The sequence below is a fragment of the Pontiella desulfatans genome (assembly GCF_900890425.1).
GTDB classification, from domain to species: domain Bacteria; phylum Verrucomicrobiota; class Kiritimatiellia; order Kiritimatiellales; family Pontiellaceae; genus Pontiella; species Pontiella desulfatans.
This window is the reverse complement of the sequence record NZ_CAAHFG010000001.1, coordinates 3,495,975-3,519,181: the sequence shown is the minus strand read 5'-3', so window position 1 is coordinate 3,519,181 and position 23,207 is coordinate 3,495,975. Positions and strand designations below refer to the sequence as shown.

General features: G+C 54.7%; 16 protein-coding genes. 13 read left to right on the top strand and 3 right to left on the bottom strand.

Annotation, left to right across the window (positions count from 1 at the left end; genetic code table 11):
* The first annotated feature begins 3 nt into the window (after nt 1-3).
* Nucleotides 4-1,437: a hypothetical protein gene (locus E9954_RS12380; RefSeq protein WP_136079476.1), complete on the top strand. Its 1,434-nt coding sequence runs from the start codon at nt 4-6 to the stop codon at nt 1,435-1,437.
* A 486-nt stretch (nt 1,438-1,923) separates the two neighbouring features.
* On the opposite strand, the gene E9954_RS12375 is transcribed toward E9954_RS12380, so the two are convergent.
* Both E9954_RS12375 and E9954_RS12370 read right to left on the bottom strand, forming a co-directional pair.
* The gene (locus E9954_RS12375) at nt 1,924-4,569 is read right to left on the bottom strand and encodes a glycosyl hydrolase family 28-related protein (RefSeq protein WP_136079475.1); all 2,646 of its coding nucleotides are present in this window, start codon (nt 4,567-4,569) and stop codon (nt 1,924-1,926) included.
* A 132-nt stretch (nt 4,570-4,701) separates the two neighbouring features.
* A complete protein-coding gene (locus E9954_RS12370; RefSeq protein WP_136080230.1) occupies nt 4,702-5,730 on the bottom strand; it encodes a glycoside hydrolase family 130 protein in 1,029 nt (342 codons plus the stop codon).
* 196 nt (nt 5,731-5,926) lie between these two features.
* Between E9954_RS12370 and E9954_RS12365 the strand changes: the two genes are divergently transcribed.
* The 12 genes from E9954_RS12365 (at nt 5,927) to E9954_RS12310 (ending at nt 22,185) form a co-directional block, all read left to right on the top strand.
* On the top strand, nt 5,927-7,336 hold the full coding sequence (locus E9954_RS12365; RefSeq protein ID WP_136079474.1) for an MFS transporter: 1,410 nt from the start codon (nt 5,927-5,929) through the stop codon (nt 7,334-7,336).
* A 9-nt stretch (nt 7,337-7,345) separates the two neighbouring features.
* Complete coding sequence (locus E9954_RS12360; RefSeq protein ID WP_136079473.1) at nt 7,346-10,150, top strand: alpha-mannosidase; 2,805 nt, start codon at nt 7,346-7,348, stop codon at nt 10,148-10,150.
* Nucleotides 10,151-10,247: 97 nt separating this feature from the next.
* On the top strand, nt 10,248-10,700 hold the full coding sequence (locus tag E9954_RS12355) for a hypothetical protein (RefSeq protein WP_136079472.1): 453 nt from the start codon (nt 10,248-10,250) through the stop codon (nt 10,698-10,700).
* A gap of 1 nt (nt 10,701) precedes the next feature.
* Nucleotides 10,702-12,594 carry a sulfatase-like hydrolase/transferase gene (locus tag E9954_RS12350; RefSeq protein ID WP_136079471.1) on the top strand — a complete coding sequence of 631 codons (1,893 nt, stop codon included), beginning with the start codon at nt 10,702-10,704 and terminating at the stop codon, nt 12,592-12,594.
* Nucleotides 12,591-14,048, top strand: a complete 1,458-nt coding sequence (locus tag E9954_RS12345; RefSeq protein WP_136079470.1) for a sulfatase family protein — start codon at nt 12,591-12,593, stop codon at nt 14,046-14,048. The genes E9954_RS12350 and E9954_RS12345 overlap by 4 nt, the downstream gene beginning before the upstream one ends.
* Nucleotides 14,049-14,091: 43 nt before the next feature.
* Nucleotides 14,092-15,720, top strand: coding sequence for a sulfatase family protein (locus tag E9954_RS12340; protein WP_168442198.1), 1,629 nt, complete (start codon nt 14,092-14,094; stop codon nt 15,718-15,720).
* Nucleotides 15,713-17,902 carry a sulfatase family protein gene (locus E9954_RS12335; protein ID WP_168442197.1) on the top strand — a complete coding sequence of 730 codons (2,190 nt, stop codon included), beginning with the start codon at nt 15,713-15,715 and terminating at the stop codon, nt 17,900-17,902. The genes E9954_RS12340 and E9954_RS12335 overlap by 8 nt, the downstream gene beginning before the upstream one ends.
* Complete coding sequence (locus E9954_RS12330; protein ID WP_136079467.1) at nt 17,868-18,140, top strand: hypothetical protein; 273 nt, start codon at nt 17,868-17,870, stop codon at nt 18,138-18,140. Before E9954_RS12335 ends, E9954_RS12330 begins: the two co-directional genes overlap by 35 nt.
* Before the next feature lie 641 nt (nt 18,141-18,781).
* The gene (locus tag E9954_RS12325; protein ID WP_136079466.1) at nt 18,782-19,054 is read left to right on the top strand and encodes a hypothetical protein; all 273 of its coding nucleotides are present in this window, start codon (nt 18,782-18,784) and stop codon (nt 19,052-19,054) included.
* Between the two features lie 71 nt (nt 19,055-19,125).
* Entirely contained in the window at nt 19,126-20,145 is a 1,020-nt protein-coding gene (locus E9954_RS12320; RefSeq protein ID WP_136079465.1) for a LacI family DNA-binding transcriptional regulator, read from the top strand.
* Nucleotides 20,146-20,257: 112 nt separating this feature from the next.
* A complete protein-coding gene (locus E9954_RS12315; RefSeq protein WP_222847164.1) occupies nt 20,258-21,211 on the top strand; it encodes an HAD family hydrolase in 954 nt (317 codons plus the stop codon).
* A 194-nt stretch (nt 21,212-21,405) separates the two neighbouring features.
* Nucleotides 21,406-22,185: an IS66 family transposase gene (locus E9954_RS12310; RefSeq protein ID WP_136079463.1), complete on the top strand. Its 780-nt coding sequence runs from the start codon at nt 21,406-21,408 to the stop codon at nt 22,183-22,185.
* 83 nt (nt 22,186-22,268) lie between these two features.
* Here E9954_RS12310 and E9954_RS12305 read toward each other — a convergent pair whose 3' ends face one another.
* Nucleotides 22,269-23,195, bottom strand: a complete 927-nt coding sequence (locus E9954_RS12305) for an amidohydrolase family protein (RefSeq protein ID WP_136079462.1) — start codon at nt 23,193-23,195, stop codon at nt 22,269-22,271.
* Nucleotides 23,196-23,207: the final 12 nt, after the last annotated feature.

The window sequence follows — 23,207 nt, the reverse complement described above, 5'->3', positions numbered from 1 at the left end:
TTTATGAATACGGGTACAGAGCTTATTAAGGTTTCTGCGGACGGCCGCAACTACGGTGACTCGTTTGCGGTCGGCTGCGCCCCGACCGGCAGGCGCGATGTGAACGGTATGACCGCCGTGGTTTATTCGATGAGGAAACAAATGATGCGCTGGAACAGGTCGACACTTCTTTGTATGGCGATGGTGGTGGGCGCGGGATCCTTGCAGGCGACCGAGGCCGCCTCTCAATCGGGCGACCAGCGCAACTACGCGTTTAGTGATGGGGTGATCTCACGGGAGGTGCTGGAAAATTATCTGTCCCGTGCGATTACCATTGAAGAATGCCTGCATTCAGACGGCTATTACAATAATCCAGCGGTCTATCATGATGCGGATGATGACGTCCGCATGATTCTGAATGTCGGGGCCAAGTTTGTCGGCCGCGCCGTCAAGCAGTGGAATAGCCCGCAGTTGTTTAATAAGCCCGGCTGGCTGGTTGCGGCAGAGAAAAAAATGGAAGCGGTCCATCGTGAGGATCCAACCGTTATTTTTCAGGCCGGGATCTTTGAATGTATTTCTGAAAAAGTAAATGTAGTCCCGATCCCGGACTGGGTGTTTGAAGAGTTCGGAATGAAGCCGGAAAAACGGAACTTCAGCTATGACGCGATGCTCAATCCCGATGGCTGGTTTTGGGCCCGGTCCGAAAACTGGCCCAAAAACTTTAGTATTCCGGATATCACCCGCCTGGAAACGCAGATGTTCTTCTTCTTTATGGCCAAGCAGTACATCGATATCGGGGTCGAAGCGATTCACTGGGGGCAAGCGTCAAAAATAGGCAGGGCTGACAAGCGCAATGATTATAAAGGCTGGCAGACGGTGCTGGGCAAGGTCCGGGCTTATGCCTTGAAGCACGCTCGGCGAGGCACTGTCCTATGTGACGCACACATGGAATCGAACACCTTTGGTCTGAAGACGGCAGATGGTCATTTCCTTTTTGACTTTTCCTCATTCCCCTTGCGGGTGAAAGAGGACCTTGCCAATGAAGGCGGTGGGCTGCTGGAAGTGGGCCATATTAGCTCGATTTACGGGAAAACTCCGGGAGGAATCACTCCCAGTGGATGGTCCTGCAAACGCATCCCCTATCTGGTCGAATTTGATATCTTCGGAGGTGCGCGGAATCCCGGGGTTGCTGACCTCGACAGTCATTGGGTCTGGGGATATGACGAAATGAGCTGGTTTGCGTCATTGGATGAGGCTCAGCGCAATCAATGGCTGCGCTACGCCTTCAACTGGCTGAAGGAACATGACAGCGTCGGATATTTGGAAATGCCGGGGAACCGGATCTATCAGCTCAAGAAGAATGAAATCTTCAGACGCTTTCAGGCGAACCTGAAAGAACATTGCTCGACCGGTACGGACCTGGAGGTTGTGATTAAAGAATTATGGAGTAATCTCTAACGCGGCTGCGCAGCAGAGATTTTAACCGCGAAAGAACGCAACTATATCTGCGCCTCCTCCGGCAATCTGACGGCGCCGCCTTCACGGATCCAGAAGAGGCGCTTGCCGGAACCGATGCCGCCAGAGCCGATTCGATCTTTACGCTGCTGCCGACCACATCCGGTGCCATGAAGTGGAACGGCAAAGCAGGGCGCAGTTATACCGTCTCGGAATCGCCTGAATTGGATCCGGCGGATTGGAACGTGGCCACTAACATCGGCGCGCTCGCGACATCGAGCTCTCCCTGCCCACATCATTCTTCTACCGCGTTGAAGTTCAGTATCCCTGAGGTAGGGCTCGGTCGGCGGTCCGTCCCTGCCGACGATGCGGACAGACGGGGATATTCAATATATCCGCCTGTGTTCTCTGTTCTAACCATAATACTGTAAGGTTGTTACGCCATAATCATTCATTCTGCGGTCTTCTGCAAAGCTACGCATTCATAAGTTAGTTTTTTGTAATATCCTTGTTGATGACAACGCCTTTGAGGTGGAGGTTTCCGTTTTCGAAGGTGCCGCTTTTTTCGGCGCGCGGCTTTTTGTTGATGTTGAAGCCTTCGGCCATGGAGGAGCCGATCAGGCGGACCGGCTTATTCAGCGTTTCAAAGTTCAGGGTGCTTTCGGTGGGGCGCATCATGTGGTTGTTGATCATGTCGAGTGCACCGCCATTGACGAGGATCCCGTCGCCGGGCCGGACGTAGGTGGCGACCTGCAGGGTGAGTTTTCCGCCATCGACACGCGCCGTGTAGTTTGGCTTGCCCCACATCATGGTGTTGAACATCTGGATGCCGCTCTTTACCTCTTTTCCAACCCAAGCGTAGGATTTGTTGTTGGTTACGTGGTCGGGTTTGATATCACCGCCAAAGTGATCCATGCAGACGAGTTTGGCGTTGATGAGGCTGATCGGCTCTTTGTTGGCAGATTCGACATAGAGGCTGATGCGCGAGCCGTCGGTGCCGTGACCGATGGTGAGGCTGTTGCGCGGCGAGCGTCCATTTTCTTCGCGGTAAAGGAGTCCGTATTTAGATCCGTAGACAAAGTTTTCAAACAGCAGTTCGTTTTCGCAGTCACCGATGGCGAGCGCGTCGAGGTTGCTTTTCTGGTATTTCCAGAGGCCTGCCCATTTTTTATCGGTGTTTTTGACGACCTCCGGCTGGAATTTGGCGTCGTGGTTAGAGCGCAGCCAGTAGTGGGTATTAAATTGGGTGTGGGCAACCACGCCGTCTTTGGATCCTCCGCCGATCTGGATGCCGACCTGGATGCCGGCGCCGCCGATATAATCGGCGAAGTGACGGTCGGAGCGGTAGGTTTTGAAGTCGACAAACTGGTAAGGATTCACGCCGTTGACATAAATGACGTATACATCGCTTCCGCGGCTCTGAATGGTGAAGGGGTAGGGCTTGATGTTGTCCCACTCCTGTTCGGGGTAGTAGAAATGTATCCCCCGGATGCCCGATTTTTCCATGAGGGCGACAGCGGGGGCGGCGTCGGCTTTGCCGCGGTTTCCGACGGGCATGAGCGTGGTGCCTTCGGACATACTGTGGGTGGGGACTTCCGCGCAGCCGCGCAGCTCGACGCCGGTGGGCACGGTCAATTCACCCTTAAGGAGATAGTAGCCGGCGGGAATAAACACAATGCCGCCGCCGTTCGTTCCGGCTTTATCGAGCGTGGCCTGGATTTTTGCGGTGCAGTCGGTTTTCCAGTCGGTCGGCAGATCGACGACGAAGAGGTCGTTCTTTGCCGGTTTGTGGCCGCGCGCCGGCGGACGCTTGAGCACGGGCATTTTTGCGAATTCCATTTGCTCGTGGTCGATGACGATGTTTTCGTTTGCCGAGTCAAACTGGATGTTTGGCTTCCGTCTGTTGAAGCGGTTGCCGAGGATCGTGGCGGCGGTGCAGCCTTTTTCGAGGCGGATGGCGGAGTCTTTGTCTTCCAGTTCGGAGTCAACCATGGCGAGGGTTCCGTTGGAGAAGGTGATGTCGCCTGCTTCAATAGTGCAGTGCTGGAGGGCAACGCGTCCGCGCCCGGCATTGATGATGGCGTGGTCGCCGCCGGCAATGGTGCAGTCGTGCATCAGGATGGGGCCGCCGAGCCGTTTGCCGGTTTTGACGCCGATTTGGTTGCCTTTGAGTTTGCAGTTGGCGAAGGCGTAGCCGATGCCGTTGGCGGCTTCGTTGTAGAAGGCGGTTTCGCAGTTTGAGATGTCGAGGGCATAGAACTGGGAGTTGCCGCCCATGTTATTTATTTCATTAACGAACAGGCCGGTGTTGTAGCCGCGGATGGTGATGAAGGCGGCGTATTCCCAATCGCTGCGTCCGATATGGATAGCGGTTCCGTTTTTCAGCAGCCATTTGCGGAATTTATTTGCGAATTTCGGCGCACCCGGCAGGCCGGAGTTGATCCAGGTTTCGGGGGAAAAGTGGACGCTTTCCATGCGGCCGATGTCGGTGCAGTGGTGGATAAATACGCCTTTTTTCAGCGGGGTGCCGTGGACGTTTCGCAGATAGTGCAGGCAGAGGTTTTCAGGACCGGATTTGAAGCCTTGGTATGGATTGACCAGCGTCACATTTTCGAGCGTGACACAATGGTTATTTCCCTGCCACTCCTCGATCGGAACCTGTTCGATGGCCGCCGGGTAGGGGACGATTTTGTCGGCGACCTGTTCCGGATACCAAATGGAGAGGTTTTTCACGCCGGTGCCGTCGAGCATGGAAATGAACGCCGTACCTTCTTCAAGCCCTTTGTCCGTGTAAACGTTTAGAATGGTACCTTTGATTTCCGGATTTAAGGTCGGATCCGCCCAGTCGCCGCGCAGTGTGACGTTTCGGGGAATGGTGAGGTGTCCGTGAAAGGCATAATGTCCGGCGGGGGCGTAGACCGCGCCGCCGCCCTGTTTCGCCATCGCGTCCAGCGCCTGCTGGAAGGCAACCGTATCATCGGTCTTGCCGTCTCCCTTTGCACCGAAGTCCTGAACGGCAAAGCCGACTACGGAAGGCGATTGTTCCGGTCCGGGGTTGTGTACAACCTTCCAGTTCGGTTTGGCTGCGAAGGATGTGATGGTAAGCGATAGAAGGGCGATGATGGTTTTAGACATAATAGTTACCTTTTTGGATATCGAACAATGAACAAGGAACTCCGAGTTTTGAAGGGAATCTATATTTCAAAATTCGACATTCCTTGTTCGTGATAATGCGGTTCAAGGCGGCGATTTCCCGCCGCCCTCTACTTAGCTGCAGTGTTCGCGCGGTTTTTCGTTGTTGAGGAATTCCATCACGGTGTCGATGGTGGTGAAGGCGATGCCCATGTGGGTGTCGGCTGCGCCGTAGTAAACGGCGATGCGGCCGGTTTCGGCATCGGCCAGAGCCGCGCATGGGAAGATGACGTTTGGAACTCGTCCAGAGACTTCGTAGTCCTTTTCCGGGGCCAGCAGCGCGGTGTAGCTGCGCTTGAGCACGATGGACGGGTCGTTGAGGTCGTGTAGCGAGGCACCGACGGAATAGATGTTTCCATTACAGGTGCTGGTGACGCCGTGATAGAAGGAGAGCCACCCTTCGGTGGTCTCAATCGGAATGGAGCCTGCGCCGATCTTGACGCCTTGCCACCAGCCGTGCTTGAAGTCCGCTCCCATCACCCAGCGGTGTTCGCCCCAGTATTTCATGTCTGGGCTGTAAGAGAGGAAGATGTCGCCGAACGGAGTATGGCCGTTGTCGGACGGACGGCTGAACATGGCAAAGCGGCCGTCAAATTTTTTCGGGAAAAGCACGCCGTTGCGGTTGAAGGGCAGGAAGGCGTTTTCGAGCTGGGTGAAGTTTTTGAAGTCGGTGGTGGCGGCCAGTCCGATGGTCGGGCCGTGCCCGTCTAGCGAGTTGCACCATGAAATATAGTAGACGCCTTCAATCTCGACCAGACGCGGGTCGTAGGCCCACTGAATGATGCTGGGGGTGCCGTCTTCGCGAACGAAGGGAATCGGCTCGTGTTCAATGTCCCAGTTGATGGCATCTTTGCTGTAGCCAAGGTGCAGGAAGGGGACGGTATCCATGTGGTCAACTCGGAATACACCGATGAAGCCGCCTTCGTAGGGGAGCAGGCCGCTGTTGTAGACGCCCAGTGCACAGGGGATTTCGCGCGGGCCCATGATTGGGTTTTGGTCGAAGCGCCACATCACATCGCTGGAGCCGGTTGGACGATCCTGCCACGGCATGTTGGGAACGGACGGGCCGATGATTTCCGTTGAACGGGCTTCGATTTCAGCCATATCAATTTTTGTTTCTTCCAATGTGCCTGCGTTGAGCATGGTGTGTCTCCTGATGTTAAATTTTTCTCTCTGTCAGCGATTCAGAATAGATTTGGCCAAATCGCCTTGCAATCGTTTACATCCTATGCAGAATGGTTGGCTTTACAAGGGAAATTTTTGATAAACCTGTTTGGGTTGAGTTGAGAGGGCATCGGTTATGAAGAAGAAACACCATAAAACCGAAAAAGCGGATAAAATTCCGTTCGGAAAGAAACTGGCCTACGGCATGGGGGGCATGAATGACACCCTCATGAACAACGCATTTCATAACATTGCGAACCCGATTCTAAATATGACGTTGCACATGAGCCCGACGCTGATTGCGTGGGCGCTATTTATCCCGAACCTATGGAATGCCTTTTCCGACCCGATTTGCGGGCATATTTCTGACCAGGCGCGCTTTAAAAAAGGGCGGCGGCTTCCGTTTCTGATTCCAGGGGCGGTCGTTGCTGCTCTTGCACTGATCGGATTGTGGGGCTTTCTTCCAGAAGGTTTGAGCGGCATGCAGTATTTCTGGATCACCTTGGTGGGCGCCATGGTGTTTTTTACCGGGACAACCATCTTTCTTGTGCCCTACAACGGGCTCGGCTTTGAGATGACGGGCGATTACCATGAGCGTACTCGGCTTATGTTCATACGCAGCATCATGGCCAATGCCTCCGGCCTGCTCTTGCCGTGGATCGCGGCGGTGTTGTTCTGGGACGGATTCGCTTCGCCCTTGCGCGCCGTGCTTTGGCTTTCGGCCGGAATCTCGGTGGTGTTCCTCTTGGCCGCCTTTTTTCCTTCTAAATTCTGCGAGGAGCGGTTGCATGAACAGGCGCAGAAGCAGGAGCGCATCTCCATGTGGGCGGCGATCAAAGAAACCGTCCAAAACAAGCCGTTCCTGTTGGTGCTGCTCACAATTCTGCTGCTGGTTTTGAGCTATTTCACAGCCGACCTCTCCGGCCAATATCTTATTATCTATTACATGTTTGAGGGGGTTAAATCCGATGGCGCTGCGCTACTCGGTATGAACGGAACCATCAACACAATTGTCAGCTTAGCGGCAATTCCACTGGCGACCTGGTTGTCGCTTAAGATAGGGAAACGCCACGTGATCATCAGCTTTATGCTGCTGGCTGGGGTGGGGGCTGCGCTGCGCTGGTTTTTCTATACGCCGGGCGACCCCTACCTCATCTTCATCACCACCATCATGATTGCGCCGGGATTTTCCGCGCTGTGGCTACTGATTCCTTCGTTGCTGGCCGATGTCTGCGACTATGAAGAGCTCAAGTCCGGCCGGCGGGCCGAGGGGACCCTGGGGGCAATGTACAGCTGGGTCAATAAGCTCGCCTTTTCGCTGGCCTTCCTGATTGCCAACCTGTCGCTTGACTGGGTTGGTTTCAATGTGGAGCTGGATGCCAACCAGACCGATGCCACCTTTCTCAAAATGCGCCTGCTGTTTGTGCTGATTCCGGCCATCGGTTTTTCTGTCGGTGCGCTCGCGATGTGGCGTTACTCGCTGACCGAAAAACGAATGTATGAAATTAAAGCCGAGCTCGAAGAGCGCCGCGCTGAAAGCAAATAAGGAATTTAGATGAGTAACAAAACTGCAATTGTTGTCGCGCATACTCACTGGGATCGTGAATGGCGCTATCCGATCTGGAAAACCCGCTCGCTGCTGATCGAGTTTATGGATTGGCTGATCGATATACTGGAAAGCGATCCGGCCTACGACAGCTTCCTGCTCGATGGTCAGACCGTCTGCATTGACGACTATCTGGAAGTCCGCCCCGAAAACCGCGAGCGCATCGCCGCGCTGGTGAAGGCAAAAAAACTGATTGTCGGCCCGTGGTATACCTTGCCCGACCTGTTTCCGATTTCCGGCGAGTGTTTGGTTCGCAACCTGCAGACCGGCATCCGCTTTGCCGAAGAGCTGGGCGGCTATAATCCGATTGCCTACCACACCTTTGGATGGGGGCAGACGGCACAGTTTCCGCAAATCTACCGCGACATCGGCATCAACTACGCGGTCGCCGCAAAGAAGGTTTCCGAAGAGCGCGCACCCAACTGCGAATTCATGTGGACGGCGCCTGACGGTTCGCAGTTGCTCACCTCGCGTCTCGGCCATTTCACGCGCCAGAATGGATATTTTTATCTGCATTTCCCGGTGCGCCTGAACAATATCTATGACGACAACCAGTATGCCTGGGAGTGGGGCAAAACCGGCGTGGCCTATCATCGCGCCGACGAGGACAACTATCAAAACGACTATTTCCGCATCGACCACGAAGATGGCTACTTTAAGGAAAACGTCAAGGATGCCGCCCAGCGCACCTGGGACAATATGGACAAGACGTTGGTCAGCGATTTTCGCTTGCTGATGTGCGGCTGCGATTTTTCCACGCCGAATCCCTATCTGCCGCGCATGATCGCCGACTGCAACGAGGCGTTTCCTGAAATCGACTTTAAAATGGGCTCGCTCGAAGATTATTTCCAAGGTTTGGAAAAACGGATTGATCGCTCCGCTGTGCCGGTCGTTGACGGCGAGCTGCGCGACGGCGAGCCGTGCGGCGCCTCCGCCAACGCCCTGGCGACACGCATTCACATCAAGCAGCTTAACAAGACGGTCGAAAACTCGCTGATCCGCCGCACCGAGCCGTTGGCCACCGGTCTGAGTCTGCTGGGCGAAACCTATCCCGTCGGCATGCTTTCCAAAGGTTGGAACTATTTGCTGAAGGCGCATCCGCATGATTCCATCAACGGCGTCACGCAGGACAAGACGGTCGATGATAATATGTACCGTCTTAATCAGGCGCTCGAAATTTCCGAGACGGTTTACGAAGACGCTCTGGCCGCACTGCTCAAGCGGCTCGATCTTTCGGCTTACGAGCAAACCGACACGCTGCTGCTTCTGCACAACCCGCAGCCGCGCCCGGTGCGTGAAGTGGTTAAGGTCGGCATCGATACGCCGCAGTCCGAAAGCTGCTGGACGCTTGGAGTCGAAGATGCCGATGGCACCCCGCTCGCGGTACAGGAAATTGCGCGCGACGAACATAAGCAGCCCGTGCACGATATCGAAGCTCGCCCGTGGCCGTACTATGTCGACCGTCATCAGCTCTACCTCGACACCGGCGAAATTCCGGCGGGCGGATATAAAGTGGTCAAGGTCGTCAACAAGGAGACTTATTGGCGCGAAGAGGAGTGGTGGCCGAACATGCGCAAGAGCGCGGGCGGCTTCATCGGGCAGGGCGCCACCCAGCTCGAAAACGAATTCCTCAAAGTGGAAGTCAATACCGACGGCACGTTCAACCTGACCGATAAGCCAAACGGGCGCGTGATCGAAAACATGCACTCGTTCGAAGACGAAGGCGACACCGGTGACTACTGGGCCTACTACGCTCCCTACAAAAACCAATCCATCACCAGCCGCGGCTTCGGCTCGCGCATCTGGATGGAAGACAACGGCCCGCTCAGTGCCACCATTGGTGTTGAAACCATCATGAAAGTTCCGGAATGCGCCGAGTACGGCAATGTAAAGGTGCAGGGATACGGCAAGCGCAGCGAACGTTTGGTTGACCTGAGCATCGTTTCGCGCATTGCGCTCAACAAGGGCAGTAAGCACCTCAAGGTGAAAACCTCCATCGACAACACCGCGAAAGACCATCGTGTGCGCCTCATGATCCCGACCGATATTCAAACCGACTTTTCGGATGCCGCCGGGCACTTTACCGTCGACCGCCGCGGCATGGTCCATGAAGTCGATGCCGACGGTAAATTCTATCCCGAGATGGCGCTGCGCCCAATGAGCGTTTTCTGTGATGCCTCCGACGGCAAAAACGGCGTGGCGGTTCTTAACAACTGCCTCACCGAGTTCCAGCTATTGGAAGACGACCGACGCACGCTCGCGCTAACGCTGCTGCGCGCCACGCGCAACCGCATCTGTACCGAGTCGCGCGTCTCTTCCGAATTTCCGGAAGCTCTCGGCAGCCAGATGCTCCAGGCCGTGGATTATGAATACGCGATCTATCCGCACGCCGGAAACTGGGACGAAGGCAACGTCTACGCCGAAGCCGACAAGCTCAACGCCAAACCCGCCGCCACACAAATTTCCATGAACCGCGGCGGCGACCTGCCGATCATTGCTTCGCACTACGCCATCGACAACGATGCGCTCGTTCTCTCATCGGTGAAAAAAGCCGAAGACCGCGACTCACTGGTGCTGCGCCTCTTCAACCCGACCGAAGAGACGCAGGAGGTTTCGATCTCGTTCGGCCTGCCAGTTTCCAAGGCTTGGAAAAACAACCTCAACGAACTGCGCGGCGAGGAGCTTCTCATCGAAAACGGGGTCGTTAATTTGAGCGTTCCGAAAGGTAAGATCGTTACCATTGAGATCGCATAACCAATATTTGGAACTACAGAGGACATAGTATGACATCAAGGGAAAGACTATTGGCGGCGCTGAACAATGAGCGACCGGATCCACCACGCTCGACCAGATGCAGACACTGCCCCCGAAAAGCATCGTGGTTCTCACCACCTACGATTATGGATCGCCGGTCGTGGAGCTAATCCCTAAGAATTATTTCCAATGGTTGGAAAACCATCCCGCCCTGGTTGAATCCGGCGAAGCCAACAATCCCGATGGCGACGCGCTCGACAACCGGAGCGAGTATGCGCTCGGCGGAGACCCGCTGCTGGCCGATACGGGTTTTGTTCCGAGCTTTGGAAACGGCGCGGTCGGACTGGAATATCGCCATGCGCAACGCCGCGGAACCGACGATCTCGGTTATCATCTTGAAACCAGCACCAACCTCGTTTCCGGCGTTTGGACCAACGGTTATTACACGGCCACCGGCACCAACACCGCGTTCGACCCGGAGTTTGATGAAGTCATCAACCTCATCCCGACCGATACGGATGAGCGTTATATTCGATTGATTGTGGAGTAATATGAAAATAGTAAGATCGATCCTTTTGGGAATCCTCGCGGCAGTTTGCGCGCAGGCAGCACAGCAACCGAATATTGTTTTGATCATGTCGGACGACCACGGCTATGACGATGTCGGCATCCGGCATGAAACCGGCGGGCCATCTACGCCGAACCTTGATCGGCTCGCGTCGCAATCCGTAGAGTTCAGGCAGTTCTATGCCCAGCCGCTCTGCGCGCCGTCGCGCGCCTCGTTGCTGACGGGGCGCGAGTTTTTGCGCACCGGGGTCTGGGGGGTTCATTGCGGGCGAACCGAGCTGAATCTGGATGAGGTAACGCTGGCCGATACGCTCAAGGCTTCCGGCTATAAAACCGGGATGTTCGGCAAGTGGCACCTGGCTTCGCAATATTATGCCGAGGACTCGCCGCGCGCGCCGTGGAACCGAGGTTTTGATGAGGCCTTTTTCCTGGCCAGCCTCTACGACGATGAAGAGCCGTACGGCGTTCTGAACGGAACATTCCAGGGGTTGGAAAAAGCAGGCGAGCGCAACAGTAGCGAGTGGATTTGCGATCTATCCATCGACTTCATGAAGCGCCACCGGAACGATCCGTTCTTCCTCTACGTCCCGTTTTCCGCCATCCATGCGCCGTGGAATGCGCGCGATGAATATGTGCAACCCTATCTCGACCGCGGCGTCTCCCGTCCGCTCGCCACGCTCTGGGCCTACATCACCATGCTCGACGAATATACCGGCCGGGTGATTGACGCGGTCGATGAGCTGGGCCTGCGCGAAAATACCATCATTATCTTTTTGTCGGACAACGGTGCCATTCCGAAAACCTATGGAAACATCGTCAAGAAAATGGGGCGTACCCGCCTGAATGCAGAAGAAGACCGGCTGCGAAATCCCAGCGGCCTTCGGGGAGAAAAGTCCACCGTCTGGGAGGGGGGCACCCGAGTGCCGGCCTTCTTCCGTTATCCTGAGAATTGGGCCCCGCGCGTGATCAACACTCCGGCGAGCATCTGCGACATCTATCCGACGCTGCTCGACGCGGCCGATGCAAAAACGCTTCCCACTCAGAAGCCGCTGGATGGCATTTCCCTGCTGCCCGCATTTGCGGAGTCTGGCGAGCTACCTGTTCGCGATATTTTACGTGCGGTTCCCGTGCAGCCGTGGCCATGGATGAAGCCGCAGAACTTTCCGTGGAAGATGAAAAACCCGGAGGTAAAATGGGAATGCAGCGATATCAAAGACCGCATCATCTACGAAAACCAGGCTCTCTCACTCCGGCGCGGGGACTTCAAACTCGTTAAACGCGGCCCCAAGGTGATGTTGTTTAACATGGCGGACGATGCGCGGGAAAAAAATGATATCGCCAAACAGGAGCCGGAGCGGGTGAAGAGCATGGAAAAGGCCATGCGCAAAACGTGGAATGAAATTCATGACGATCCCGGATCTTTTCCCACCCGCTATCCGCTGGTCGGGTTCGATAAAACCGTCAACCTTTATGTGAACGGCTCTTTGGATGTGCTCGGTAACACGCGCGGGCAGGGCGACCATGTCCGCATTAATTTCAATGAAAAAGGGGATGGCGTGATTCTGGGGCTGGATGTGCAGTCTCCTGGGGTGTATCGCGCAACGCTCACCGCGGGCACTAAAGCGGACGGCAGTACATCTCCGATCCGGATTACGGCCGGAAGCTCCGAACTGGAGTTAACGCTGAGCCGAACCCGGAAAATAGACCACACGCAAGACCAGCTGGTTTATCTGAAGCATTATGATGAGTTTGAGCTGGGCGAACTGACTTTTCCAAGGTCTGGAAAACAGACTCTTCGTCTTGAAATTACGGGGTCGTCTACCTTGATTAAATCGCTTCACGCTATTCGGCTTACAAGGGGTGAAAAAACAAAATGAAACAGCAGATAATCATTGCAATCATACTGGGGTTCATGAGCTCGCCTGCTGCCCGGGCGGAAGCAAAGCCCAACGTACTTATTTTTCTGGCCGATGATCTCGGTTATGGCGATGTGGGTTTTAATGGCGCGGATAAATTCTTCACGCCGCACCTCGACCGGCTCGCGCAGGAGGGCACTGTTTTTAAGCAGGCCTATACGCCGAATGCGGTCTGCACGCCGACCCGCTATGCGGTGCTGACGGGGCGGTACTGCTGGCGCACGAGTTTGAAACGCCATGTGGCTGCCGGCGATGACCCGCTGCTGATCAGTACCAACCGCATGACCCTGCCGAAGCTGTTCCAGCAAAACGGATATGTCACCGCAGGCTTTGGCAAGTGGCATATCGGTTTGGGGGTTGGAGAAAAGACCGACTGGACTCAGCCGCTCAAGCCCGGGCCGTGCGAAGTCGGTTTTGATCTGTTTCAGGGCTTTCCGGCCAACCTGGGCAACCAGCCGCAGGCCTTTATGGAAAACCACGAAATCGTTAACCGTATTCCCGGCGAGGACATCGAGGAGTTTCCCAACTATCGCTTTACCGGTATAGACTCATCGCGCACCGATGATGCCGCCTCGCGCTATGTTGAGGACAAGGCGGTTGCGTTCATTGCCGAGAATGCAAAGAAGCCCTTCTTCATGGTGGTTAACCCGGCCGAAGTGCACTGGCCGATTGTTCCGCGCAATGGAAACCAAAAAAGTGCCATCGGCCCCTACGGCGATTTTGTCCAGCAGATGGATGGCATGATGGGCAGCATTCTGACCGAGCTGGAAGAGCAGGGCATTCTCGATAATACCCTGATTGTTTTTACGTCCGATAATGGCGGTGTGGAGGGGGAGAATCATCGGATGGTCAATGGCCAGCCGACGGCCTATCACCTGGCCGTCAACGCCGGGCACGATACGACCGGCGGATGGCGCGGCCGCAAGCATTCCATCTTCGAGGGCGGCTTTCGTGTGCCGTTCGCCGTACGCTGGCCCGGCAAGGTGCCCGCAGGTGCGGTCAACGATTCCGACCTCGTCGGTGTGGTCGATCTGATGGCGACGTTGGCAGCTGCGGCGGGCCTGGATGTGCCGAAGGAAGCCGCCGAGGATAGCATCAACCTCTGGCCGCTCTTCAGCGGAAAGGGGAAGGGCGCGCGCGAGTCGGTCGTGATGGAATCGCACTACGGCATCTTTGCCATCCGGCGCGGCGACTGGAAGCTGATTGAATATACCGGGATCGACGAAGACCCGCCCTTCAACGGCATGCACAAAGGCGAAAACAAAAACCGGTTGTTTAATTTGTCTGAGACCCCCGGAGAAGCCGAGGTTTCCAATGTTTGGAAAGACCATCCCGAAAAAGTGGAGCAACTGCTCAAAGAACTTGAAACCATCCGCGGCAAAGACTGGACCCGCCCGACAGGGCTGCAGAACTAAGATATCGTGTTTTCAAACCTTGGAAAATATTGAAAGGAGCATTATGAACAAAGGCACAGTAATCAGTTTGATTTTGGCGTTGGCGCTTGGAGCCGTGGCCGAACCGAAGAAACCCAACTTTGTGGTCATTTTCACCGATGATCTGGAGTTTGTGAACCTGGGGTATTACAGGAATACCAAAATGGGGAGCCGCTGGTTGAAGCCGGGGATCACCCCGCCCGCGCATACGCCACATCTGGACCGGTTTTTCAAAGACGGCATGGTCTTCTCCCGTGCCTATGTGCCGTCGCCCGTCTGCACGCCCAGCCGCTACTGCTTGCTGACGGGTCAATATGCGTCCCGAAGTGCAGAGTTTAATCGTTCCGAACAGGCAAATATCGGTTGGTCGCCCTGGCTGAGAAAAGATGAGCTGACGTTTCCCAAAGTGCTGCAGAAAAATGGCTACACGACGGGGCTTGTCGGCAAATGGATGGTCGGTGGGAGCCATAACGAGCTTTGGCCGAACACGCTGAACCCGAAAGACAATCCGCGCGACCCGGATGTAAAACGAAAACTGTTGGAAAACTATTTGTCCGCCCAAAAAACGGTTAAACGACTCGGCGGATTCGATGTGGTGGATCGCCTCTATGCCTCCAATATTAACTATGTCCGTATTCGCGAGCTGGATGTGCATAATCAGGAGTGGGTCACCGAAGGGGCGCTCGAATTTGTTGAGCAGAATAAAGACAATCCCTTCATGCTCTACCTGGCCACCACCACGCCGCACGGGCCCAATTCGCTTGATTCGATTGACGCCGACCCGCGGATTACGCCGCTCGGATACCTGGATGAAGCGCCGAATGTTCAGCCGTCACGGGAGAGCGTCAAGAAACGGGCGCTGAAAGGATGGACCGATAGGGTTGCGAAAAAGGCGAGTGCCGCCCACCCTGACTGGGCCAGAGGCAATGCTGTTGCATCGACATGGATTGATGACTCTGTGGGCGCGGTGCTTGAGAAGCTCGATGAACTGGGGCTCGATGAAAACACGGTGGTCATTTTCACATCCGACCACCAGTGGCGCGGAAAGCTGGCACTCTATGAAAGCGCGCACGTTCCCTTCGCTGTCCGCTGGCCAGGCAAAATTAAATCAGGCGTTGAATGTGATGCACTGGTCTCCACGCTCGATATCGCCCCGACCTTGTTTCAGATAGCCGGCATTCAGCCGCCCGCATCGATGCCGCTCGACGGCATGAGCTTCCTGCCGCTGCTCAAAGGGGAAGCGCCGTCCGGCTGGCGCGACTCGCTTTATTTTGAAATCACTACCACCCGCGCGGTGGTGAGCGACGACGGATTTAAGTATATCGCATGGCGTCTTCCGCCCGAAATGCAGAAACAGCAGGATGCGGGGAAGGTATTGAGTCAGTTGGGTCATTGGGTGGATGATCCTGCGTTTAAGTCATGGAGCCCGGCCGACCGTCCGCCGCGTTACCATGTGGCCCGGGATTTCCCCGCCTATTACGAAGCCGATCAGCTTTACGATCTGAACCGTGATTCCGACGAACAGAATAATCTGGCGAGGAATCCCGAATATACCACTGTGCTCGAAAAAATGAAATTGCGGCTGAAGGATTATTCCGCGGATCTTCCGCATAATTTTGGGGAATTCAAACAGGAGAGAAATGAGAATGAATAAACACATTGCAACAGGTTTACTTTTATTACTGGCGCTGGGTGCGCAGGCGGAAACGGTGGGGTATTGGCGGTTTGAACCGGGTGAGGAGCTGGCGAATTCAGCGGCGGGTACATTGACGCTGGAAGTCAATGGCGACGCAAAAGCGGTAAAGGGTTCATCCTTTTTGAACCCGGTGCTCGATGCAGAAAACCGTGGCATGGCCGATACGGATCGAGTCGGCGCTTTTTTCACCACTCCCGATCATGCAGTGCTCAATTTCGGTTCCGCCGCCTTTACTATCGAGGGCTTCATTTCACCATCGCCGCGCGGCTTCCAGACGTTGGCGGGGCAGTGGGGCGCGAAAGGCGAGCAGTCATGGCGCTTCTGGATCAATGAAGACAACGGCCGCCTGTCGGTCAACCTGACGAAGGATGGAACGCAGACCTTTGCCCCGCGCGCCTTCACCCCGGTCAAGGGCGCCTTTGTGGGCGGCAAAAATTATTATGTTGCAGCCGTGGTTGAGCCTGCTGACCACCGTGTGACCTACTATTACCAAAACCTGACGGATGGCGGCCCGTTGCAATCGATGAAAATGGAGGTGTCCGGTTTTTCGGCTCTGTTTGATTCTTCCGCCCCGCTTCGGATCGGTGGAAACTCTCATAACGAACCGGCGCGGTTCGATGAAGTCCGCCTGACGAAAGGGGCGCTGAAAAAGACGGAGCTGTTGGTTCCGCCCGGACCGGCCGCGCTGGGGGAAATCATGATTCCAGCCTCTGGAAAAAAGAGAACTGCCAAGCCGAACATTGTGGTTTTTCTTGCAGACGATTTGGGAACAGGCTGTCTCAACGCCTACGGTGCAGATGAGCAGTTGGTGCGCACGCCGCGCCTCAATCAGCTGGCAAAAGACGGGTTGCTCTTCACCGAAGCCTATGCGCCGGGCTCGGTTTGCACGCCGACGCGCTATGCCATGCTAACCGGGCGCTATGCCTGGCGTGGCCGGCTCAAGTCCGGAGTCGTCAATCCCGGCGACCCGCTGCTGATCGAAGAGGGGCGACGTACGGTGGCCATGATGTTGCAGGAGCAGGGATATCGTACGGCGCACATTGGAAAATGGCACCTTGGTTACACCCGCCAAAACAAGGTACATAACTATGCCGCGCTCGAAAGTATTTCGCCGGGGCCGAACGACGTTGGCTTCCACTATCACTTTGGCCTGCCCAACAACCTCGACGACTTTGCGCGCGTCTATTTTGAAAACGACGGGATTTATGGCCTGCGGTCGCGCCGAACCAGCCCGTATTCGCGGAGCTTCTACGGCGGGATGTATCATGGCTACGATGCCCCGCAGCGTCAACGCGAGCAGGTGACGCAGGATCTTAACGATCGTGCGCGCCAGTGGATTCGATCTTCTGTAGAAGAATATCCGGAACAACCCCTGTTTCTTTATTTTGCGGCGGCTGCCGTGCATCATCCGATTGAACCCTCCGCGCAATTCCGCGGCACCAGCCCGATCGGGGCCTATGGCGACTTTATTCAGGAGCTGGATCATTCGGTGGGTGAAGTGATGGATGCGCTGGCCTATGCCGGTGAGCTGGAGAATACGCTCTTCATCTTTTCGTCCGACAACGGCAGCGATGCCGGCCACGTGGGCAGCCCCGAATTTCAGGCCATGGATGCGGGGCTGAAAATCAACGGCGAACGCAAAGGCGACAAGCACACCATCTGGGAAGGCGGCGTGCGCGTTCCGTTCATCGTGCGCTGGCCGGGGCAGGTACAGCCGGGGCAGGTCTCCGACCGCCTCGTCAGCCTGGCCGATATCTATTCAACCCTGCAGCACATCGTCACCGGCAAGCCCGTAAGCGGCTTCGACGATGCGCCCGACAGCTTCAGCTTTGCCGACGAAATTTCGCGCCGCAAACCGGTCGGACCCAGGCGCGAGCATGCGGTGCTCAACAATGTGCATGGCATCAAAGCGCTGCGCATGGGCAACTGGAAATATATCGAAGGCATGAATGATGAGATTGGGGAGTGGGCGAGCAAGCGGGTTTCCAAATCCGAGGCAGAGCCCGCCCTCTACCAGCTCGATAAGGACCCGATGGAGCAGAACAACGTCATCGACCAATATCCCGAAATGGCCGAGCGGTTGAAGAAGCAGTATCAGGAAATCCGTGAAAACGGTTCAGAGCGTAAAACGGCGCGATAGGAATGAAGCGACGTTGGATCATCCTGTCATGCAGTGCGGCACAGGTTTTTCACCACAGAGGCTCAGAAGGTTTCTAAAAAGGAGCGGCGACATTCCTGTCGCCGATAAACCTAAATCCGGCAGTTGGCAAGTTTGTCGACAGGATGATTTTCTAAAGGCATGGGAGGTGGTCTGGCTGCCCCAAAACCAAACGCTTAAAGCCCAACCCGGCGAAGCCGGAACCAAAATACAAAGATAAGAGTATGGCAGAATCATTTTTCCCCAAACCCTGGACGTTCTGTCTTCATGATTCTGCTGTCAATGATTCTGCCTAAACCCTTTCCTGCTGTGTAGTCGCGTTAGAAAATCCTTCGCAAACATGATGGGATTTTTTTAGAGAGGGACTAACGCCGTCCTCTCACACACCGCGTATGGGGATCTGAGCCGGAGGCGCGCAGGCGTATTCGCCAACTGGTTGGCCTGCCGGAGGCAGGACGGAAACGTAACAAAGTGGAGTGGCAAATCCTTTTTGTATTCCCCAAAAAGAAGAGACCAGCGGGAACGGCAATATTCCTACAAAAACTCTTAATCATTTTCTTTTATGGTCGGGACGGAATTTGCGTACAATACCCCCTTGTTTTCGGGGTTGGTGAATTAAATTGAGGGCGCATCAGGCGCATGGTTTTCCGAACCTTAGAAAAACAGGGGTTTGTTTTTTCCCGAAAGCGCAGCGATAGATACCTGAGGTACTCCGAAAGTGCTTTTGGTATTTCCCAAAAGAAGCGATCGCAGAGAGCGGCAATTTTGATGAAAGAAAAATAACGACTAACGGGAGTGGTTCATGTTGGAAAAAACGGGCAGAATGAGTTCCAATGTTTGGAACTCACAGCGTGAGGGCGCATGTGGATTTTCCAAACATTGGAAAACAGGAGTTTTGAATGCCGATATTGGATTGGGTGGATAACGCTTCATTACCGCGACCTGACCAACGACGGCCCGCTGCAGTCCTTGAAAAAACCGTTGTCCGGGTTCGCTAAATTCCGCGCGGCCCCGCTTGCGTCTGCCCTGACGCTCGGCGGAACGATCCCGCAAGACCAGCCGCGCGCCATCGACGAAGTTCGTATCAGTTGGGGTGCATTAGGTGTACACGAACTGCTTGATTCGGGAATGTAACACGTTTACATTGTAAATGTTTACATGACGATTTCGGGTGTTTTCGGTGAAATTAAGGCAGGGCAATTAACATGAGTGAAATCCACAAGGTGGCTGAACTGGCCGGGGTCTCGACGGCGACCGTGTCGCGCGCGCTGAACTTTGGCACCGGCAAGGTGAAGGAGGACACGCTGAAACGCGTGTTGAAGGCCTGCAAGCAGGTGGGCTATACCACCAATTCGGCCGGGCGCAACCTGCGCCGCAAGACCAGCGATGCCTTTGGCGTGCTGGCCTATCCTTCCTGTCTGCATTTGTTTAACGATCCCTATTATCTCCATATTTTTGAGGGGGTGGAGATGGCGATGATGGAGCATAATAAAAATCTGCTGATCAGCGGCTATAACGCCAACAAGGAACAGCGGCAGCGCCCGAAGTTTGTGGCGGACGGCAGCGTGGCCGGCATGCTGATGCTCGGCATTTTTCCTGAAGAAGAAATGTTGTGGGCGATCGAGGGGGCGCTGGTGCCCGCCGTATTGGTGGACACCTATTCGCCGACTCTGGCGTGTGATGCGGTGCTGACCGATGGGGCGGAGGCATTTGCCAGTACCGCGCGGCGCTTTAAGGAGTGTGGACACGAACGCATCATGATGGTCACCCACGCTTATCCGGACTATAACAAGGGCATTCGAATGAGCGCATTCATCGAATCGGCGGCCGCCTGTGGTTATCCCGGTAGCCAGGTTTTTACCTATGCGCAGGTTGAAACCGATGATGACTCTATGGCGGCCTATCAGCCCGCTGTTGAGCTCATTAAGAAGAACGGTGTGACGGCGGTGGCGGTCAACCATGACCGTATGGGGCTGCACCTGAAAGCCGCGCTGGAGGCTAACGGTTTGCGGGTTCCCGAGGATGTTAGCCTGGTCGGTTATGATGCCGTGGAGGGATCCCTGAGTTCCACTTGGCTCTCAACCTACAAAACAGATCTGCGTCAATTGGGGTTCATCGGTGGTGAACTCATCATTGAACGAACGGAAGATCCCGACCTGCCGCTTCAGAAACGTCTTCTCCAGCCCGAATTCCTCGACCGTGGAAGTCTGCGTAAGCTGGACTAATTCTCGTGATCATCGCTGGGGACGGATGGTGGTTATGAATGTAAACGTTTGCTGGTCTGCGAGTAATGCGTAATGATGTTAGAAGTAAGTTTTGACGAAAAGGATGAGACGTATGATGAAATTTGATGAATTGATCGATTTGGAGCAGACCTGCGACGGGCTGTTTAAGACCGGTAAGCAGGGCGTGATAGAGGTAAAGACAACTGCCGATCGAAAGGTGGAGTTTTTAACTTTCGAAAATGGCAAGCAGCTGTCGCTGGTGAAATCGGCGATGGGTTACCCAGCCTATTATCCGGTGCTCGACGTGAAGATCGAAAAACCGCTCAAGGCCGTGCTGATGGATCTCGACGGCACCACCGTCCATAGCGAGCATTTCTGGATCTGGATTATTCAGAAAACCGTCGCCAGCCTGCTGGATGATCCGAAATTCGAGCTGGAAGATTGCGACGAGCCGCACGTTTCCGGTCACTCGGTTTCCGAGCACCTGCAGTATTGCGTTAATAAATACTGTGCCGACAAAACGGTGGAAGAAGCGCGCTCGTGGTACTTCAAGCACACCAACTACGAGATGAACGAAATCATGGAAGGGCGCGGCCGGCCGGAAGCCTTTACCCCGTCGCCGGGCATCAAAGAGTTCCTCTATGAACTCAAAGATCTCGGTGTAAAAATCGGGCTCGTCACCTCGGGTCTCTACGAAAAAGCGTGGCCGGAAATTCTCGATGCGTTCAAGACGCTCGATATGGGCGACCCGAACGAATTTTATGACGCGATCATCACCGCTGGCCATGCCATCCGCAAAGGCGAGCCGGGTACGTTGGGTGAGCTCTCCCCAAAGCCGCACCCGTGGCTCTATGCCGAAACCGCCCGCGTCGGTCTCGGTATTCCGTTTGAAGATCGCCACAGTGTTGTCGGAATCGAGGACAGCGGGGCAGGGGTGGTTTCCATTCTGACGGCCGGCTTCGCCCCGATCGGGATCGGCGGCGGAAACATCATCGACAGCGGCACGAAATCGCTCTGCACGCACTACGAAGAGAACTTCGAGCAGATCCTGAAGCGGTTGAAATAGCTGTAACGAGATTGGGATGCGAACCCCCCGGGCGCGGAGAGTGATCTCCGCGCCCGTTTTGTATGGTTGTGCAGAAGGGATGTGACGCTTTGCGCTCTGGACGTGCAAGGGGGCGTTGAAGCTTCTGCGTAGATCGGCCTGTTTTACACCGGAAACAGCCGCAGTGATCCGTTGTCCGAACACTTGAGAGCTTCTTGGAGCACGCATGCCGGTTCGTCCGGTGCCCCGACTGGTGCCGCAATCTCGATGCGGTTTGGCAAACGGATGCGCATCTTATCTGTATACGCCTTTTTATCGACCTCGTAGTCAGCTCCCATAACCCGACCGCGGAAGATATCGTGAAACGAATCGCAAAACTTTACCGGGTTGAAAGCAAACTGCGTGACAATCCCGAAGTCGATCGAGCCGCTTATCGTCGGGAACACTCAGCCCCCGTTCTGGAAGGGATAAAATCCATTCTCGAAACCGAGCGGTCCCGACAGTTGCCGCAAAGTAACTTCGGCAAAGCCATCCACTACATTCTCGAACGCGGGGATGCACTCAATCTCTACCTTGAACATAGCCGCCTCGAAATCGACAACAATCTGGTTGAGAACGCCATTCGCCCAACCGCCATCGGTAAAAAGAACTTCCTCTTCTTCGGCAGCCCCGATTCAGGCCAGACCAGCGCCGTCATCTACAGCCTCATCGAAACCTGCCGGAAACTCGGCATCAATCCGGCGGACTATCTTCGCGAATCCTCGAAGCCCTGCCGACCATGCAGCAATCCGAAGCACCCAACTGGACGCCTGCCCGCTGGGCCGCCGCACTTTTCAACCGGCGTTTACACATACGGAGACAAACCCTTCTTTATGGCTTGCGGTATTCATAAACCGCATGTCCCGTTCTGGGCTCCTACCGTTTCGCATGGCTATCCTGCATGGCAAAACGTGTATAACGTAGGCTTTGGGGTTGTTTTAACAGAACGTCAATAACCGCCCCGGAAAATGTCTGGGATAGAAGACGGCCCCATCAGAGCCTTGTTTAAAATACATCCTTAAAGAGACTCTTCTGAAATCTACGAATCAAAACCGGTGAAAAAATCCAGCGCATTGATCCCCATGATCTGCTTCTTTTCATTCCCGGTTAGAAATTGAGCATGCTTCAAAACCACATCGATCATTTGTTGATAGGTATATTTATTAAGGGTTGTTGGCAAATCGCTTCCCCATAATATTTTATTTGCCCCAACAATGGATACGGCTTCTTCAAGGAGACGAAGTGCGCCAGGGCATGGATAATCTTCATCCAGCAAGATTCCCGCCGCGGAGAACCCTAAGAAGACGTTCTCTTTTTGGGCTAGCTCAATCAAATTGAGCCAACGTTTTTTTGCGGTCTCATCTCCTGTTAAATCACCTGTAAAATATCCCAAATGCTCAAGCAGGAATTTTATTTGTGGGTATTTTTGAGAGATCGCATCAATCTGAGCAACTTGATATCCAGGGTTGTCAATTCGTCCCGGATCAACAATCACACTCAGCTCCAACTCAGATGCAAGATCCCAAATATCCATAAATTCCGGACTGTCGATTTGCAATCCGGGGTGAATGCCAGACCATCCCCATCCTCTGCTAAGTTCGAACTTTAGTGTTGATTGTTTCGGTGTCGCGATTTTTTTAACAGTTTCCAGCGCATGGTCGGACAATGGATCAACTTGAATGGTTCCAACAAACCGTTCAGGGAACGCGCGAATAGCTTCTGCAACGTCTTCGTTGATGCTCCCGAAAACCGGATTTTGGAGAAGGACTGCTTTGTCCACTCCATTGCAATCCATCATGTGAATCAGCATGTCCACATTGAAGGATGAATCAACAAATGTTGGAGGCAGCATTTGAACTTCATCATTACCGACGTTCACCTTCCCAAACGTACCAGGCGAGGTTTTATTCGCCCCTCTTTGTCCTGCTATGTTTGTGAAAATATGTGCATGTGCATCTATGATCATAAGGACTCTCCG

Excerpts from the sequence above, each read along its gene's own strand:
- E9954_RS12380 (WP_136079476.1), top strand. The coding sequence starts at position 4 with ATGAATACGGGTACAGAGCTTATTAAGGTTTCTGCGGACGGCCGCAAC.
- E9954_RS12375 (WP_136079475.1), bottom strand. The coding sequence starts at position 4,569 with ATGTCTAAAACCATCATCGCCCTTCTATCGCTTACCATCACATCCTTC.
- E9954_RS12370 (WP_136080230.1), bottom strand. The coding sequence starts at position 5,730 with ATGGCTGAAATCGAAGCCCGTTCAACGGAAATCATCGGCCCGTCCGTT.
- E9954_RS12365 (WP_136079474.1), top strand. The coding sequence starts at position 5,927 with ATGAAGAAGAAACACCATAAAACCGAAAAAGCGGATAAAATTCCGTTC.
- E9954_RS12360 (WP_136079473.1), top strand. The coding sequence starts at position 7,346 with ATGAGTAACAAAACTGCAATTGTTGTCGCGCATACTCACTGGGATCGT.
- E9954_RS12355 (WP_136079472.1), top strand. The coding sequence starts at position 10,248 with ATGCAGACACTGCCCCCGAAAAGCATCGTGGTTCTCACCACCTACGAT.
- E9954_RS12350 (WP_136079471.1), top strand. The coding sequence starts at position 10,702 with ATGAAAATAGTAAGATCGATCCTTTTGGGAATCCTCGCGGCAGTTTGC.
- E9954_RS12345 (WP_136079470.1), top strand. The coding sequence starts at position 12,591 with ATGAAACAGCAGATAATCATTGCAATCATACTGGGGTTCATGAGCTCG.
- E9954_RS12340 (WP_168442198.1), top strand. The coding sequence starts at position 14,092 with ATGAACAAAGGCACAGTAATCAGTTTGATTTTGGCGTTGGCGCTTGGA.
- E9954_RS12335 (WP_168442197.1), top strand. The coding sequence starts at position 15,713 with ATGAATAAACACATTGCAACAGGTTTACTTTTATTACTGGCGCTGGGT.
- E9954_RS12325 (WP_136079466.1), top strand. The coding sequence starts at position 18,782 with ATGTGGATTTTCCAAACATTGGAAAACAGGAGTTTTGAATGCCGATAT.
- E9954_RS12320 (WP_136079465.1), top strand. The coding sequence starts at position 19,126 with ATGAGTGAAATCCACAAGGTGGCTGAACTGGCCGGGGTCTCGACGGCG.
- E9954_RS12315 (WP_222847164.1), top strand. The coding sequence starts at position 20,258 with ATGATGAAATTTGATGAATTGATCGATTTGGAGCAGACCTGCGACGGG.
- E9954_RS12305 (WP_136079462.1), bottom strand. The coding sequence starts at position 23,195 with ATGATCATAGATGCACATGCACATATTTTCACAAACATAGCAGGACAA.